16 protein-coding genes are annotated in these 15,880 nt (G+C 53.0%); 13 read left to right on the top strand and 3 right to left on the bottom strand.

Annotated elements, in window-relative coordinates; all coding sequences use genetic code 11:
* Positions 1-170: 170 nt before the first annotated feature.
* The 12 genes from EDC54_RS00575 to phnP all read left to right on the top strand — a co-directional run bounded on the left by EDC54_RS00575 (position 171) and on the right by phnP (position 10,271).
* Entirely contained in the window at positions 171-1,046 is an 876-nt protein-coding gene (locus EDC54_RS00575; protein WP_132452229.1) for an NAD(P)-dependent oxidoreductase, read from the top strand.
* Positions 1,047-1,065: 19 nt separating this feature from the next.
* Positions 1,066-1,977 carry a phosphoenolpyruvate mutase gene (gene aepX / locus EDC54_RS00570; protein ID WP_132452228.1) on the top strand — a complete coding sequence of 304 codons (912 nt, stop codon included), beginning with the start codon at positions 1,066-1,068 and terminating at the stop codon, positions 1,975-1,977.
* A 35-nt stretch (positions 1,978-2,012) separates the two neighbouring features.
* Positions 2,013-3,167: a phosphonopyruvate decarboxylase gene (gene aepY, locus EDC54_RS00565; protein WP_132452227.1), complete on the top strand. Its 1,155-nt coding sequence runs from the start codon at positions 2,013-2,015 to the stop codon at positions 3,165-3,167.
* A gap of 88 nt (positions 3,168-3,255) precedes the next feature.
* On the top strand, positions 3,256-3,717 hold the full coding sequence (gene phnG / locus EDC54_RS00560; protein WP_380895385.1) for a phosphonate C-P lyase system protein PhnG: 462 nt from the start codon (positions 3,256-3,258) through the stop codon (positions 3,715-3,717).
* On the top strand, positions 3,717-4,298 hold the full coding sequence (gene phnH / locus EDC54_RS00555; RefSeq protein WP_132452225.1) for a phosphonate C-P lyase system protein PhnH: 582 nt from the start codon (positions 3,717-3,719) through the stop codon (positions 4,296-4,298). Before phnG ends, phnH begins: the two co-directional genes overlap by 1 nt.
* On the top strand, positions 4,298-5,374 hold the full coding sequence (locus EDC54_RS00550; protein WP_132452224.1) for a carbon-phosphorus lyase complex subunit PhnI: 1,077 nt from the start codon (positions 4,298-4,300) through the stop codon (positions 5,372-5,374). The genes phnH and EDC54_RS00550 overlap by 1 nt, the downstream gene beginning before the upstream one ends.
* Entirely contained in the window at positions 5,367-6,218 is an 852-nt protein-coding gene (locus tag EDC54_RS00545) for an alpha-D-ribose 1-methylphosphonate 5-phosphate C-P-lyase PhnJ (RefSeq protein WP_132452223.1), read from the top strand. The genes EDC54_RS00550 and EDC54_RS00545 overlap by 8 nt, the downstream gene beginning before the upstream one ends.
* Entirely contained in the window at positions 6,215-7,000 is a 786-nt protein-coding gene (gene phnK / locus EDC54_RS00540; protein ID WP_132452222.1) for a phosphonate C-P lyase system protein PhnK, read from the top strand. Before EDC54_RS00545 ends, phnK begins: the two co-directional genes overlap by 4 nt.
* Positions 7,001-7,066: 66 nt before the next feature.
* A complete protein-coding gene (phnL, locus tag EDC54_RS00535; RefSeq protein ID WP_132452221.1) occupies positions 7,067-7,783 on the top strand; it encodes a phosphonate C-P lyase system protein PhnL in 717 nt (238 codons plus the stop codon).
* A gap of 3 nt (positions 7,784-7,786) precedes the next feature.
* Positions 7,787-8,923 carry an alpha-D-ribose 1-methylphosphonate 5-triphosphate diphosphatase gene (gene phnM / locus EDC54_RS00530; protein ID WP_132452220.1) on the top strand — a complete coding sequence of 379 codons (1,137 nt, stop codon included), beginning with the start codon at positions 7,787-7,789 and terminating at the stop codon, positions 8,921-8,923.
* On the top strand, positions 8,923-9,477 hold the full coding sequence (gene phnN, locus EDC54_RS00525; RefSeq protein WP_132452219.1) for a ribose 1,5-bisphosphokinase: 555 nt from the start codon (positions 8,923-8,925) through the stop codon (positions 9,475-9,477). Before phnM ends, phnN begins: the two co-directional genes overlap by 1 nt.
* Positions 9,478-9,488: 11 nt before the next feature.
* Positions 9,489-10,271, top strand: coding sequence for a phosphonate metabolism protein PhnP (gene phnP, locus EDC54_RS00520; RefSeq protein ID WP_132452218.1), 783 nt, complete (start codon positions 9,489-9,491; stop codon positions 10,269-10,271).
* A gap of 255 nt (positions 10,272-10,526) precedes the next feature.
* On the opposite strand, the gene EDC54_RS00515 is transcribed toward phnP, so the two are convergent.
* Both EDC54_RS00515 and EDC54_RS00510 read right to left on the bottom strand, forming a co-directional pair.
* Positions 10,527-11,357 (bottom strand): phosphoenolpyruvate hydrolase family protein, encoded by an 831-nt coding sequence (locus tag EDC54_RS00515; RefSeq protein ID WP_132452217.1) that lies wholly within the window; start codon positions 11,355-11,357, stop codon positions 10,527-10,529.
* Positions 11,357-12,595 (bottom strand): Tm-1-like ATP-binding domain-containing protein, encoded by a 1,239-nt coding sequence (locus EDC54_RS00510; protein ID WP_132452216.1) that lies wholly within the window; start codon positions 12,593-12,595, stop codon positions 11,357-11,359. The genes EDC54_RS00515 and EDC54_RS00510 overlap by 1 nt, the downstream gene beginning before the upstream one ends.
* Before the next feature lie 287 nt (positions 12,596-12,882).
* On the opposite strand from EDC54_RS00510, the gene EDC54_RS00505 reads away from it, so the two are divergent.
* Positions 12,883-13,509, top strand: coding sequence for a TetR/AcrR family transcriptional regulator (locus tag EDC54_RS00505; RefSeq protein WP_132452215.1), 627 nt, complete (start codon positions 12,883-12,885; stop codon positions 13,507-13,509).
* 99 nt (positions 13,510-13,608) lie between these two features.
* On the opposite strand, the gene EDC54_RS00500 is transcribed toward EDC54_RS00505, so the two are convergent.
* Positions 13,609-15,762, bottom strand: a complete 2,154-nt coding sequence (locus tag EDC54_RS00500; RefSeq protein ID WP_132452214.1) for an ornithine decarboxylase — start codon at positions 15,760-15,762, stop codon at positions 13,609-13,611.
* Positions 15,763-15,880 lie beyond the last annotated feature (118 nt).

Below are 15,880 nucleotides of genomic sequence, written 5' to 3'. Positions count from 1 at the left end.
TTTATTCCCTTCACCATGAAACATCGGATTATTTATTTTCTCTATTATGAATTTATCTCATAATAAATATTAGTTTTTTCCTTTTCCCAAAAGGAAAAATATCCCATACGGTAAAGCACCTTCTGATTAATCCACACCGATCTCGTGCCGATAACGAATGGAGATTAGAGATGGGAATGAATATCAATATCGTTGGAATAGGCTCATTAGGATTTGCGCTAATGTCGCGATTTTTAAATGAAAAATATAACACCTCGGTATTCAACAGAACAAAGAGCAAATACAAACAGGCTATTGACCTCGGAGCAAACCCACTTCATAGCATCAATGAAATAATCAATACCAATATAACGATTGCCTGTTTGAACGATGCGGAAAGCATTATTTCAACGTTTATGCCGTTATTGAGTGACAAGCCTTTTTTCCGTCAACGAGGGTTAATGATTAACACCAGCACGCTGGGGCCTGACGAATCAGATCGGGTTAATGATTTTATGGCGAGTATCAATTTTGATTATACCGAACTCCCGGTTTCCGGCGGCCCCGAAGGGGCGCTCAAAGGTGAACTGATTGCCTATGTCGGTAAAATCCCGGAAAAAGATAATCAACAGGTTATCGAGATCATCGCCACGATCTGCAAACAGTATACGTTGATGGAAAACAATCGCCACGCTCAGGGAATCAAGGTAATTAACAATTATTGCGAAGCAATGAATATGGCTGTTGCGGCAGAAGCGATTATTCTGGCCGAAAAAATAGGACTAAAGAAGGAAAAAATTTGTCAGTCGCTTCCGATGGGAAGGGGGCGCTCCGCGTACATGGATGTGTTGTTAGATAAATACCAACGTGAAGATAGCAGCATTTCTTTTCCGCTTCATTTACGAGTGAAGGATATAAAACTCGCGGCTTCCCTGTTTCTTGCAACAGAGACTGACAGTTTTTTTTATCGGGAACTGCAAAATGCCTATCAGCAAGCCTTGGCGCAATATCCCGATCGCGTCGATCAAACCGCCTATATGGCCTTTCTGAAAACCCATCATCATTGAAATTGAGAGGGAATTTATCATGAATGAGACTAACCGACTTAGCAGCATCACGCCTGATGAAAGACGTAAATCACTCAAGCGGGCGCTTGAGAAAAAACACAGTATTCGCGTAATGGAAGCCCATAGCCCGCTGGCCGCGCTTCTGGTTGAGCAGGCAAACTATCATGATGGCAAAAAAAATATTGAGTTTGATGCCTTCTGGTCCAGCTCATTGACCGATTCAACCGTGCGAGGAAAACCCGATATCGAACTGCTGTCGCTGAATAGCCGCATGAACAGTATTAACGATATTTTCGATGTTACGACGAAACCGCTTATTCTCGACGGGGATACCGGCGGTCAGATTGAACATCTTCCTTATCATATTAATGCCGCCGAGAAGCTCGGAATATCGACGATCATTATTGAAGATAAAACCGGATTGAAGAAAAACTCGCTATTTGGTACTGACGTCAAGCAAACTCAGGACGACCCGGTTCACTTTGCACAAAAGATTTCCGCCGCGAAGCAGCATCAGCTGACGGAGGATTTCATGGTTATTGCCCGCGTGGAAAGCTTGATTCTCAATGCAGGAATGAAAGACGCGATTGATCGCGCACTAACCTACGTTGAGGCCGGCGCGGATGGCATTATGATTCATAGCAGAAAAAAAGAGCCGAATGAAATCATCGAATTCGCTAAAATATTCAAACAATCCGCACCGGATACGCCGCTGGTTTGCGTCCCCACCAGCTTTAATAATATTACTTTTAATGAACTATCCGATTACGGGTTTAACATCATCATTTACGCTAACCATTTGCTTCGGGCATCCTATCCGGCCATGCGCAATATACTGAGCGACATTCTCAAGTATGGAAGAACTCAGGAAATTGAGGACAAATGCATGCCCATAAATGAGATCCTCAATTTAATTCCGGGAACAAAATAACACCCCAACCAGAGTTAACACTACAGGAGGTATCTATGATTTCTCCCGATGAATTCATAGTGCAATTGCTTAAGCAAGGAATTGATTTTTATACCGGCGTACCTGACTCTCTTTTAAAACATCTCTGCCGTGCGATTTCATCCGCGGAAAAGCCCACTCAACACATTACGGCCTGTAATGAAGGGACAGCAATGGGCATCGCCATCGGCTATTATTTGGCGACAAACAAAACGCCCGCTATTTATTTACAAAATTCAGGGTTAGGGAATTTAATTAACCCCTACTGTTCACTCAGTGATATCCATGTTTATTCGATTCCCGCGCTGCTGATTATTGGCTGGCGCTGTGAATTAAGCGACAACGGCCAGCAAATCCATGACGAGCCTCAGCACGTTAAGCAGGGAAAAGTCACGCTGTCCTTGCTTGAAACGTTGGATATCCCCTACCTCGTTATGGATGCAGAACAGCAAGGGCCACAGGACGCAATCGTCGCGCTACTGGAAAAGGCGCAAAGAGAGAAGCGCCCTGTGGCATTGGTCTGTCGAAAAAACACGTTTTCCGCCGTTGAAAACACCTCGCCAGCGCCATTCACCCCCCTATCAGGCGACATGACGCGGGAAGAAATCGTTGCCCATTGTCTGAAAAAACTGCCGGCGGATGCCCCTATTGTCAGCACGACGGGCATGTTATCCAGAGAACTCTATGAACTGCGAGAGCAACAGCAGTCAGGTCATGCGAGAGATTTTCTGACGGTTGGCGGCATGGGGCACGCCTCACAAATCGCGCTCGGCATTGCATTGGCCTCGCCAAAACGACGCGTAGTGTGTCTGGATGGCGACGGGGCGCTACTCATGCACATGGGCGGGCTGACCAATACCGCACAGCGCGACAACCTACTGCATATTGTTGTCAACAACGGCGTTTATGACTCTGTGGGGGGGCAGCCAACCATGGCGATGCATTTATGCCTGTCCGATATCGCGCGGGCCGCGGGCTACCGCTACGCGCAGACGGTGAGAACCCCACAGCAACTTCATGACTCGCTCACCGCCGCGTTGTCCCAGCCTCAGAGCGCCTTTATTGAGGTGTTATCCCGCCCAGGAAACCGGGCCGACTTAGGACGCCCTAAACGCAGCCCGATCGAGAATAAAACTGAATTCATGGCTTTTCTGCAAGAAAGGAGAGCATAGCCGCGTTTGGTCGAGATGATGGGCATATTGCGATGATGCCCGTTCTCGCGCGGCATGCAGGACCCTGCTCATTGATAAAACAGGACAGATTATGAGTACAGATTCCGTTCGCCAACATTGGATGTCAGTGTTGGCGCATAGCGACCCTGAGAGGCTACAAACACAATGGCAGTCTCTTGGCATAACGCCGAATTATCGCCTCATCAGACCGCCGGAAGTCGGCATGATCCAGGTACAGGCGCGGATGGGAGGAGAAGGACAGCGCTTTTTCATGGGAGATGTCACCGTGACCCGCGCCGTTGTGCAATTAAGCGAACATAGCGCGCCATCATCCTATGGCTATAGCTATGTCATCGGCCGCAACAAACCGCATGCCGAACTCAGCGCGCTGATTGATGCGCTGTTACAACGTCCCTCACTGCACCGCCAGTTACAGAACGCCCTGATTGAACCGCTTTACGACCAGTTGCTCTCACTGCGTAAGCAACGGGCACAGGCCATTGCTGCCAGTCAGGTGGATTTCTTCACATTGGTAAGAGGAGAAGATTAATGGCGCTTCTGAACGGTTTTTCAGACCCCGTTACCGATGCTCAGCAATCCTTCAGAGCCATCCTGACCGCGATGAGCGAGCCGGGACATCTTGTAACACTGAACACCGATCTTTGCTGGCCCGGCCTGTCACCCGCCGCCTGCGCGGTGCTGCTCACTCTTTCCGATCATGACACCCCACTTTATCTTGCGCCGTCGTTTTGCCAAACCACGTTGCAGGAAAATCTGCGTTTTCATACCGGTGCCGTCTTAACCCAGGACGCCAGCCATGCCGCCTATGCGTTACTGGACGCGGATTTTTCGCCTGCGCTACTGCGGCATTTTTCCATTGGCAGCACAGAAAGCCCGGACCAAAGCACCACGGTCATTATGGCGCTCCCGGACTTCAACGGCGGACACTCAATGACGTTAAGCGGTCCGGGAATTAAAACGACGCGCACGCTATCGGCGCAGTTGCCAGAGGCCCTCATTCACTATCTTTGCCATCGCCCGACGCACTTCCCCCAAGGGCTGGATTTTATTTTTACCTGCGGTGAGCAGCTACTGGCTATCCCAAGAACAACTCAGGTGGAGGTGAACTAATGTACGTCGCCGTTAAAGGTGGAGAAAAGGCCATCGCCGCCGCGCATCAGCTACAGGAACACCAGCGTCGGGGCGATAATGCTCAACGTGAAGTCGAATGCGCCCAGATTGAACAACAGTTGGAACTGGGGGTACAGCGCGTGATGAATGAAGGCGGGGTTTACGATCCCGGCCTGGCCGCTCTGGCAATCAAACAGGCCAGCGGCGATCTGGTCGAGGCGATTTTCCTGCTTCGCGCCTACCGCACAACGCTTTCCCGCTTTATGAACAGTGAGCCTCTCGATATGGGCGAGATAAGGCTGGAGCGCCGTATCTCCGCCATCTACAAAGATATTCCCGGCGGACAAGTCCTCGGCCCAACCTATGATTACACCCATCGCCTGCTGAATTTTGCCCTCTTTGATGAAACGCCGGAGACCCCAATCCCTCGGCGTGAGAGCGAGCATACGGCGCATAGCCCGCGCATTTTCAGTTTAATGATACGAGAAGGTTTGATCGAAAAAGAGACTGACGACGGAAGCATGCCAGACGATATCACCCGTCAGCCCCTGACCTATCCATGCAGCCGTTCAGCACGTTTACAACAGTTGGTCAGAACCGATGAGGGGTTTCTGCTTTCTCTTGGCTACTCCATTCAGCGTGGATACGGACGTAATCACCCCTTCGTGGGCGAGATTCGGACAGGCTATATCAGCCTGACCTGCATACCGGAAGAGCTCGGCTTTCCGATCGCGATCGGCGAAATCCTGCTGACCGAATGCGAGATGGTCAATAGCATTCGCACGATTCCCGGTGAAATCCCCCGCTTTACCCGCGGCTATGGTCTGGTCTTTGGCCGCTCGGAGAGGAAAGCGATGTCGATGGCGCTGGTGGACAGATCGCTACGCGCGGCGGAGTACGGGGAACCGATCACCAGTCCCGCGCAGGATGAAGAGTTTGTTCTTTCCCATGCAGATAACGTGGACGCATCCGGGTTTATCTCTCACCTGAAACTCCCCCACTATGTCGATTTTCAGTCTGAACTGAGTTTACTGCGGCAATTGCGTGAGGACTTTGAGGATCAATACCATGAATAACACCCAGTTAACCGGTTATAACATGGGCTACCTCGACGAACAGAGTAAGCGCATGATCCGCCGGGCGATTTTAAAAGCGGTCGCGATCCCTGGGTTCCAGGTGCCCTTTGGCGGGCGGGAAATGCCGATGCCTTACGGGTGGGGCACCGGCGGTATTCAGGTCACCGCCAGTCTGATTGGTCACGATGACACCCTGAAAGTGATCGATCAAGGATCTGACGATACTACTAACGCCGTGTCAATCCGCCACTTCTTCCAGCGGGTAACGCAAGCGAAAACGACCACGCATACCGCGCAAGCCACGCTGATACAAACCCGCCATCGCATCCCTGAAACGCCACTGAAAAACGGGCAAATCATCGTGTTTCAGGTGCCTATCCCTGAACCGCTGCGTTTTATCGAACCGCGGGAAACGGAAACGCGCAAAATGCATGCGCTGGAAGAATACGGTGTAATGCATGTAAAGCTCTATGAAGACATCGCGCACTACGGCCACATTGCGACGACGTATGCCTATCCCGTGCTGGTTAACCGACGCTATGTGATGGATCCGTCCCCCATTCCCAAATTTGACAACCCCAAAATGCATATGATGCCGGCCCTGCAACTCTTCGGCGCCGGGCGGGAAAAACGCATTTATGCATTGCCGCCCTTTACTGAGGTGAAGAGTCTTGATTTTGAAGATCATCCTTTCACCGTACAGCAATGGGAGCAACCCTGTGCGCTATGCGGTTCACGGCACAGTTTTCTCGATGAGGTCGTGCTGGACGATCGCGGGAAACGCATGTTTGTGTGCTCGGACACCGACTTCTGCCAACAACATCAAGAGGAACAGGGGTTATGAAACTATCATTATCCACCGCACCGTTGCTCAGCGTGCGGGAACTGACCTATCTCTACACCCCGGACACCGGATTTTCCGACGTGTCTTTTGAACTCTATCCCGGTGAAGTATTAGGCATCGTTGGTGAGTCGGGTTCGGGCAAAAGCACCCTGCTCAGAGCATTAAGCGGCCAGTTGCTTCCACAGCACGGTCAAGTCACGTATGGCCACACCGACGAGGAAACGCTGGACGTTTATGCCATTAGCGAAAATCGGCGCCGGCAATTACTCCGCCATGAGTGGGGAGTCGTGTATCAACACGCGCTGGACGGTCTGCGCCCGCAAATATCGGCGGGCGGAAACATTGGCGAAAGACTGATGGCCATCGGCCAGCGCCATTACGGGAACATCCGTCAGGAAGCGGCGAAATGGCTCGAATATGTCGAAATTCCCCTTAATCGGCTGGATGACAAACCCGTTGCGTTTTCAGGGGGGATGCAGCAACGCCTGCAAATTGCCTGCAATCTGGTCACCTCCCCCCGCCTGATCTTCATGGATGAACCCACCAGCGGGTTAGACGTTTCCGTTCAGGCCCGGCTGCTGGACCTGCTGCGTAGTCTGGTTGTCGACATGAAGCTGGCCGTCGTCATTGTTACTCACGACTTGGGGGTAGCCAGACTCCTGACACATCGATTGATGGTGATGCAAAAAGGGAAAATTGTAGAAAGCGGGCTGACCGACCGCGTTCTCGACGACCCGCTTCACCCCTATACCCAGCTACTGACTTCATCCGTTTTGGTATGACCCTATAAGGGGACCGCGCGGGGGATCCCGTCACACGTATCGACGACATTTATGGGAGGGACATCCATGTATCAGGTTACACCGGCCATACAAATCAACGTTGAAAATCTGTCAAAAACATTCGTTTTGCATAATCAGGACGGGGCGCGTTTACCCGTTCTCTCCAACATCAACCTTAACGCGAAAAAAGGCGAGTGCGTCGCCCTTCATGGGCAATCCGGTTGCGGTAAATCGACACTATTACGCACGCTCTATGCAAATTATCAGGCGGATAGCGGTTCGATCTGGGTTACACATCACCAAACGCCCATAAACATAGTCACTGCGCCAGCACGCACGATCTTCGCGATTCGGCGGGAAACGTTAGGCTGGGTAAGCCAGTTTCTGCACGTTATCCCTCGCATCAGTACGTTAGATATCGTGATGCAACCCTTGATCGAACAAGGTATTGAGAGGAAGGAAAGTGCGGAACGCGCCCGTCAGCTACTGGCGCGATTACGCATTCCCAAACGGCTGTGGTCACTGGCGCCCTCGACGTTTTCCGGCGGGGAACAGCAGCGCATTAATATTGCCAGAGGTTTTATTTCCCACTACCCCATCCTGCTGCTGGATGAACCGACGGCCTCGCTGGACGATAAAAACCGCCAAACGGTGGCAGAACTGATTCTGGAAGCCAAGCAGCGCGATACTGCGATCATCGGCATTTTTCATGACCGCGAAATCCGGGAAAAGGTGTCCGATCGCCTGTTCACGCTGCAAGAAAATGTATCTGAGAAGGGATAAAGCATGATTATCAATAATGTCCATATCGTTACCGCCAGTGATGTCATTTTCGGTTCAATCCATATTGATAACGGCATGATCCGCGACATTTCCGATACGCCAAGCCGTTTACCCGCCGCGCTGGACGGTGAGGGAAATTGGTTATTACCCGGTCTGATTGAGCTGCATACCGACAATCTGGACAAATGTTTCACACCGCGTCCCGGCGTCAGTTGGCCTGCGGCCTCGGCGATGAAAAGCCATGACGCGGGCATCATCAGCAGCGGTATAACTACCGTACTTGATGCCATCGCCATTGGCGATGTTCGTGCCGGCGGGCACCGCATGGAAAACCTTCAGACGATGATTGATGCCATTCAATTTTCGCGAAAAAACACGCTTAACCGTGCCGACCACTACATCCATTTACGCTGCGAACTACCGCACAACACCACGCTTCCGCTGTTCGAAAAGCTGAAATCGCTGCCTGAGCTGCATCTGGTTTCTCTGATGGATCATTCACCGGGGCAACGTCAATTTATTTCGCGAGAAAAATACCGCACCTACTATCAAGGGAAATACCATCTGACCAATAGCCAGATGGATGAATTTACCCAACAGCAGCTCGACTTCGCCGCACAGTGGTCGCAGCCTAATCGTGAATCCATTGCTGCCCAATGCCGCGAACTCGGACTCCCGCTGTCCAGCCATGATGACGCCACCGAAGCGCACATCGATGAGTCTTATGCTCTGGGCGTAAACATTGCCGAATTCCCGACGACGCTGGAGGCTGCTCGCCTTGCCTACCAAAAACATCTCCAGGTGATGATGGGCGCACCGAACGTCGTGCGCGGTAAATCACACTCCGGCAATGTTTCCGCGCTGCAACTGGCCCACGAAGACGTACTCACGATACTCTCTTCAGATTATTTTCCCGTCAGCTTGCTGGATGCCGTTTTCAAAATCGCAGGGGATGAAACATTACCTCACACGCTGCCGCAAAGTGTCGCCATGGCCACGCGCCATCCCGCTCAGGCACTGGGATTTGATGACAGAGGAACCCTCGCTATCGGTCTGCGTGCTGACCTGCTACTGGTAAAAACACACCAGCAGCAGCCTTACATCCAGTCCGTGTGGCGGCAAGGTGAAAGGGTCTACTAATGGCCAGACTCATTTATCTGATTGGCGCATCGGGCTGTGGCAAGGATAGTCTGTTAACCGCGCTGGCGCCTCAGGCCAGCGCCCGTCAATTGCTGATTGCACATCGCTACATTACGCGTCCGGCCTCTTCAGGAGGCGAAAATCATATCGCACTGAGCAAGCACGATTTTCTCTATCGTCAGCAGCGCGGGCTGTTCTGCCTGTCATGGCAGGCGCATCAGCTATATTACGGCGTCGGTATCGAAATCGATCTGTGGCTGGAAAAAGGACTCAGCGTTATCGTCAACGGCTCGCGCGCCTATCTGCCACAGGCCGAAGCCCGCTATGGCCCCAGCTTGCTTCCGCTTTGTTTAACCGTTCCCGCCGATATTCTCAGACAACGGTTGCAACAACGCGGCAGGGAAAATGCGGAACAAATACAGGAGCGGCTGCAACGGGCGGACGATTACCAAAGCGTACTGCCCCCAACCTGCGTACGGCTGCCAAATAGCGGCCCATTGGACAATACGGTCAGAATGTTTTGGGACTGGATGGCGTCAACAGCCGTTAAATAAGGAGGCCCACGGTGGTCGATTCCCCCTTATCACTTACTTTCATTGGCACCGGAGGCGTGCGGGCAGCGCCGCTGTTTGGCTGCAATTGCCAGGGTTGCCAGCAGGCAAGACAATTCACTGCGTTCTTGCGTCGCCCGTGTAGCGCGCTGATCCAATGCGGCAATGACCGCACACTACTCGACGCCGGGGCGGATCTATTATCACTGGGGCTTTTGGACGCCGATCGCGACGAGCCGCCACGACAGCGAATTTTACTCACGCATTATCATATGGACCATGTACAGGGTCTTTTTCCTCTGCGCTGGAGTAACGGTCCCCGGATCCCGGTATTTTCCCCGCCCGACCCAAAGGGGTGCGACGATCTCTTCAAACACCCCGGCCTGCTGGATTTTCAGTTTTTACCCACCCCTTTTTCCCGTTATACGCTAGGCCCTTTGACCGTGATACCGATCCCTCTTCAGCACTCTCGTCTAACCTGGGGCTATCTCATTCGTGGTGAAAAGGTTCAGTTGGCTTATCTGACCGACACACGAGGGCTTCCGGAACGCTCTCTGGCTTTTCTCTGTCAACAGCCGCTCGACGGCGTCATTATAGATTGCACTTACCCGCCACTCGACACGCCAGACAAAAATCATAACGACATCAACAGCGCTACGGTCTTATATAACCGGTTACGCCCCAAACGTTTCCTGCTTACGCATATCGATCACTCGCTGGATGAGTGGCTGCTATCACATTCACTGCCGACAGGCATGGAGATCGCCTATGACAATCAAACTATCGTGTTCGGATAAGGTTCAGAGATAACCACAGATGAGCGATGGGCGTCACGTTCGCTGAAGCCCCACGCTGAGAATTCAGCAGCTTTAAAAAGGCATCGCGCATCGGGTGAAGCATTCACGCACCGTGTTCTTATCTTCATTATTACTTTTACTTGCATGCTCGCGGCCACCAGGCTCTGGCCGCGTTTCCCCTGATATTGGCGCAATATTCACCCACCTTTATTCCTGTTTAGAACATCGGTTAAGTATCAAGCCCCAAAAAATGTATTAACGCTTAATTTTTTTGAACTGCTGTGTCGTTGCCATTAACGCCGTTTCCGTCGGCAGCCGCTCCATGGAGCTGGCGCCGTAAAAACCATCGCACTGCGGACAGTGCGCCATAATAAACTGCGCATCCTCCGGTGTTGAAATCGGCCCGCCATGACAGAGCACGATCACATCCTGACGAATAGCTTTCGCTGCATCCGCCCAGTGGTTAATCAACGGAACGCAATCCGCCAGATTGAGCGACGTTTCCGCACCAATCTTGCCGCCGGTGGTGAGCCCCATGTGCGGCACAATGATATCCGCCCCCGCGCGGGTCATTGCGACCGCATCTTCCGCGCTGAAGACATAAGGCGTGGTCAGCATGTCTTTCTCATGCGCCAGCCGAATCATGTCCACCTCCAGCGCGTATCCCATGCCGGTTTCTTCCAGATTGGCGCGAAATTTGCCGTCAATCAGCCCGACCGTCGGGAAATTTTGCACGCCAGAAAACCCCATCGCTTTCAGATCGTCCAGGAATTTATCGAACTGGCAAAAAGGATCGGTACCGTTCACCCCTGCCAATACCGGCGTTTGCTTCACCACAGGCAGGACTTCCTTCGCCATATCCACGACGATCTCATTCGCGTTACCGTAAGCCAGCAGGCCCGCCAGCGACCCCCTCCCCGCCATACGATAGCGCCCGGAGTTATAGATCACGATCAGGTCAATGCCGCCGGCCTCTTCACATTTTGCGGAAAGGCCCGTCCCCGCACCGCCGCCGATAATCGGTTCACGGCGGGCGATCATTTCACGAAATTTCGTCAGCAACGTCTGACGACAGATACCTGACATTATGCTTCTCCCTGTTGCTTCATAAGCGCCCGAAACGTGTCGACAGCCGCGTGGGCAAATAAAGGATCGTTAATATGGAAAGGCAGACGAATAATCTGTCGTTTTGCCGTTTGCTGCACGACGCCCTCCAGCGTGCTGATAAACGCCGTGCGCGCTTCAGGGTGCCAAAACGCCTGATCCGGCGCGTCCAGCGCGGAGAATCCCTCTTCGGGGATCAGAAAGCGCACCTCCCCTTCACAGCGGTTAAGTTTCTCCCCAATCCACCGCGCCAGAGCGATGTTTTCATCGACAGTGGTGCGCATCAGAGTGACCTGCGCGTTATGATGGTAAAACAGGCGATGTGCATATTTCTTCGGCACGCTGGCGGGATCGCCAAAGTTCACCATATCCAGCGCGCCGCACGAAGCGACATAAGGCACCTGCGTCCTCGCTATCGCATCAAACCGTTCCGGCCCGCAGGCCAGCACGCCGTCAAACAATAAATCGCATACCTCTGTCGTGGTGACGTCGAGCACGCCGGAAAGCAAATGGCTGTCCACCAGCTTTTCCATCGCTTTCCCGCCGCTGCCGGTCGCATGAAAAACCAGACAATCAAACGCCGTTTCCAGCGCGCGGCAGGCTTCCTGAATACACGGCGTCGTGACGCCAAACATCGTCAGCCCAATCGCCGGTTTGTCTTCACTCGCCTTCTGGATATGAAACTTCACGGCGCCGGCAATCTGATGCGCCGCGTTGCCAAGAACCTGACGGGAAATACGGTTCAGACCCGCCACATCGGTAACGGAATACATCATGCTGATATCGCTGGCACCGATATAGCCGGAAATATCACCGGATGCCATTGTCGATACCATCAACTTTGGCAGGCCAATCGGCAGCGCCTGCATCGCGGGGGTGATCAGCGCCGTGCCGCCGGAGCCGCCAAGCCCCAGCACACCAGCCACATCATTACGAGACAGCATAAAGCGCTCAAACGCGGCGGCCATCCCATTAATCGCCTGCCCTCGGTCCTGACAAAACACCGCCGATGCGCCCTGCGGATGGAAAGACGCGACGGTTTCGGCACGGATATCTACCGTCTCCATCTCCGGCGAACGTGTTGATGGCGCCGTCGTTGAGAGATCGACCATGACGGTTTCCAAACCGGTGGCGGCAATCAGGTCGCGAACATAAAGCTGTTCTTTCCCTTTAGTATCTGCCGTGCTTGCGATATAAATTCTGCCGACGCCACGTCCCATCTGGTATCCCTCCCACCCTTAGCAAAACCATTAACAGTTTGATATAAAGAGTAATAACAAAGATTGAAAACAGAAAAGCTTAATTTATCGCCATATTGAGACGTAAGTATCATAAAGACAAATCATTAAATTACTAAATGAGACGAAAGTCCCAAAACGTTATGTATGGCAATAGGTTCATAGTAAGAAAGCTTGACGTAGCACAAGAATCATTCCGTTTGCTATAGTTCAGGCACTGACGTCGGCCGACCGGAAGCACCCGGCCCGAAAAATTCAATGAGGTCTATGTGATTGAACGGGACGAAAAACTGACATCGACGCGGGCAAAAACCCGCCGTTTGCTAATTGATACCGCCATGAATATGTTTGACCAGGGTATATTTCCCTCCATTACCGACATTGCCTCTGCGGCTCAACTTTCACGTGCGACGGCCTACCGGTACTTCCCGACGCAAAGCGCGCTGGTTTCTGCGGTGGTGGGCGAAAGTCTGGGACCGATTCTTGCGTGGCGTCCTACACAGCCGAACGCCAACGCGCGCGTTTCCGAACTGTTGCGTTTCGCCTACCCAAGGATGCTGGAACATGAAGGCGCGCTGCGCGCGGCCTTGCATCTTTCGCTTCAGCAATGGGCCGATCGCCGTTCCAAGCGTCTCAATACAGAAACGCTGATACGCGGCAACCGTAAACGCCTGCTCAAGATCGCAACCGAACCGTTGGAAGGGAAAGTGACGCCTGAAGCGCACCAGCGCGTCATTTACGCCCTATCGCTGATTTATGGTTCTGAAGTTTTTCTGGTGCTGAAAGATATCTGGAATCTGGGTGAAGATGACATTCAGGATGTTACCCAATGGGTTGCCAAAGCCATTTTACGACAGGCGGAAGAAGATGCGGCGCAGGCCGATGCACAAGCATAGAACACGCGCATACGCTCTCGAATAACCCTCCTTCACCCGACATAGGTTAAGAAAAAAGATCTTCAGGCTCGTCGTTTCCGAGCCTGAAGTGAAACGCCATTATGCCTCTATGACATAACCGAACAAACGCGTGCGGCCATCCTCTTGCGCGATGCTGTAAACCCCTTGCAGCTCCGGAGAGAAACCGGGTAGCAGGTTGATTCCCGCCTCCAGCGCCAGAAAATAACGCTGCACCGCGCCGCCCCACACCTCTCCCGGCACCACACACAGCACGCCCGGCGGGTAAGGCAACGCGCCCTCCGCCGCGATGCGCCCTTCCGCTTCGGCAATCGGCACCAGTTCGATATTGCCGCGCACGAATTCTCTGTTGGCATCTTGCGGCAGCATGACCGCGGGCGGGAAATCCGTTTTACGGAACATCGCCTTTTGCAGATCTTTCACGCCGTGGCTGGCGTAAAAATCATGCATTTCCTGACACAGTCGACGCAGCCGGTAGCCCCGATAACGCGCTTTATGCTTCTGATACAGGCTGGGCAGCACTTCACTGAGCGGCGCATCACGGGCAATCAGTGCTTCAAAATGAACCAGCGCATCAACCAGCTCCCGCATTTTGGCGCCATCTTCCGCAGGCGTTAACAGAAACAGGATCGAGTTCATATCGCATTTTTCCGGGATGATACCGTGCTCGCGCAGATAGTTGGCAAGGATCGTCGCCGGAATACCAAACTCGGTATAATCGCCGCTCATCGCATCAATACCCGGCGTGGTCAGCAGTAACTTGCACGGATCGACGACATACTGATCCTGCGCATACCCGGCAAAAGCGTGCCATTTCTCACCCGGTTCAAAATTAAAGAAGCGAATATCCCGCGCGATCGTTTCCGTGTCGTGATCCTGCCAGCGCATGCCGCCGACAACCTCTGGCACAAACGGCTTGATGAGCGAACAGCGCGCCAGCAGTTGTTTGCGCGCCTCAATGCCCAGCTTCACACAGTCCATCCACAGACGGCGGCCGCTGGCGCCTTCATGCATTTTGGCATTGATATCCAACGCCGCGAACAGCGGGTAAAACGGACTGGTCGAGGCGTGCAGCATAAAAGCGTTATTCAACTGCTTATGGTTGCAGAAACGGCGCTGTCCTTTGATGTGCGTATCTTTTTTGTGGATCTGCGAGGTCTGAGAGAAGCCCGCCTGCTGCTTATGCACCGACTGGGTAACGAAAATCCCCGGATCGTCCTCATCCAGCGCCAGCAACAGCGGCGAACAAGCCTCTAACATCGGAACGAACTGCTCATAGCCGACCCAGGCGGAATCAAACAGGATGTAGTCGCACAGGGGCCCGATGCTATCAACCACCTGACGCGCGTTATAAATCGTCCCATCGTAGGTGCCGAGCTGGATCACGGCCAGACGGAACGGACGCGGCGCGTCGGCACGTTCCGGGGCGACTTCCGCAACCAGCTTGCGCAGGTAGGCCTCATCAAAACAGTGAGCATCCACACCGCCGATAAAACCGTACGGATTGCGCACGGTTTCCAGATAGACGGGCGTCGCCCCCGCCTGAATCAGCGCGCCGTGATGATTGGATTTATGGTTGTTACGGTCAAACAGCACCAGATCGCCGCGCGCCAGCAGCGCATTTGTCACCACCTTGTTCGCGGAAGACGTCCCGTTTAACACAAAATAGGTTTTATCCGCGTTAAACACGCGCGCCGCGTGCTTCTGTGCCTTCTTCGCCGCGCCTTCATGAATCAGCAAATCACCCAGCCTGACGTCGGCGTTACAAATGTCCGAGCGAAAAATATTCTCGCCATAAAACTCAAAAAACTGACGTCCCGCAGGATGCCGGCGAAAGAACTGACCGCCCTGATGCCCCGGGCAGGCAAACGTCGTATTTTTCATTTTGACGTATTTGGTCAGCGTATCGAAAAACGGCGGCAGCAGCGCGTCCTGATAGGCTTTCGCCGCCTGTTCCAACACAGTGGCATGCTCACCGTCATCATCCAGCGACAGCCATGCGCTGCCCGCTGGCAGGACATCTGACTCTCTGTCCTCATCCGGCTCTTCCACGAACGCCGGGATCGTAAAACCCGTGTGTTGCAATAGCGACAAAATGCCGCTGCGCGCTTCCTCAATCGAGACCACAACCGCGGCCACATCGGTAAAGTCTGTCTGGCTAAGCGCGACAATCTCGCGCGTCGTGATCAAGCGCGTGGCAACCGCCGCGTTCGCCGCAATTTTTAACTGTTTCATGTAACCAAACCCAAACGGTAAGGGTAAAAGTATGTGCCAGGAAGACACCGTTCAGGGATGACAATCCCGACCTATCACAATGCCAATCAACAACGACAAGCGTATGACCCCTACAGCT

This window comes from Samsonia erythrinae, assembly GCF_004342665.1.
Lineage (GTDB): Bacteria > Pseudomonadota > Gammaproteobacteria > Enterobacterales > Enterobacteriaceae > Samsonia > Samsonia erythrinae.
This window is presented reverse-complemented; position numbering and strand designations above follow the sequence as displayed.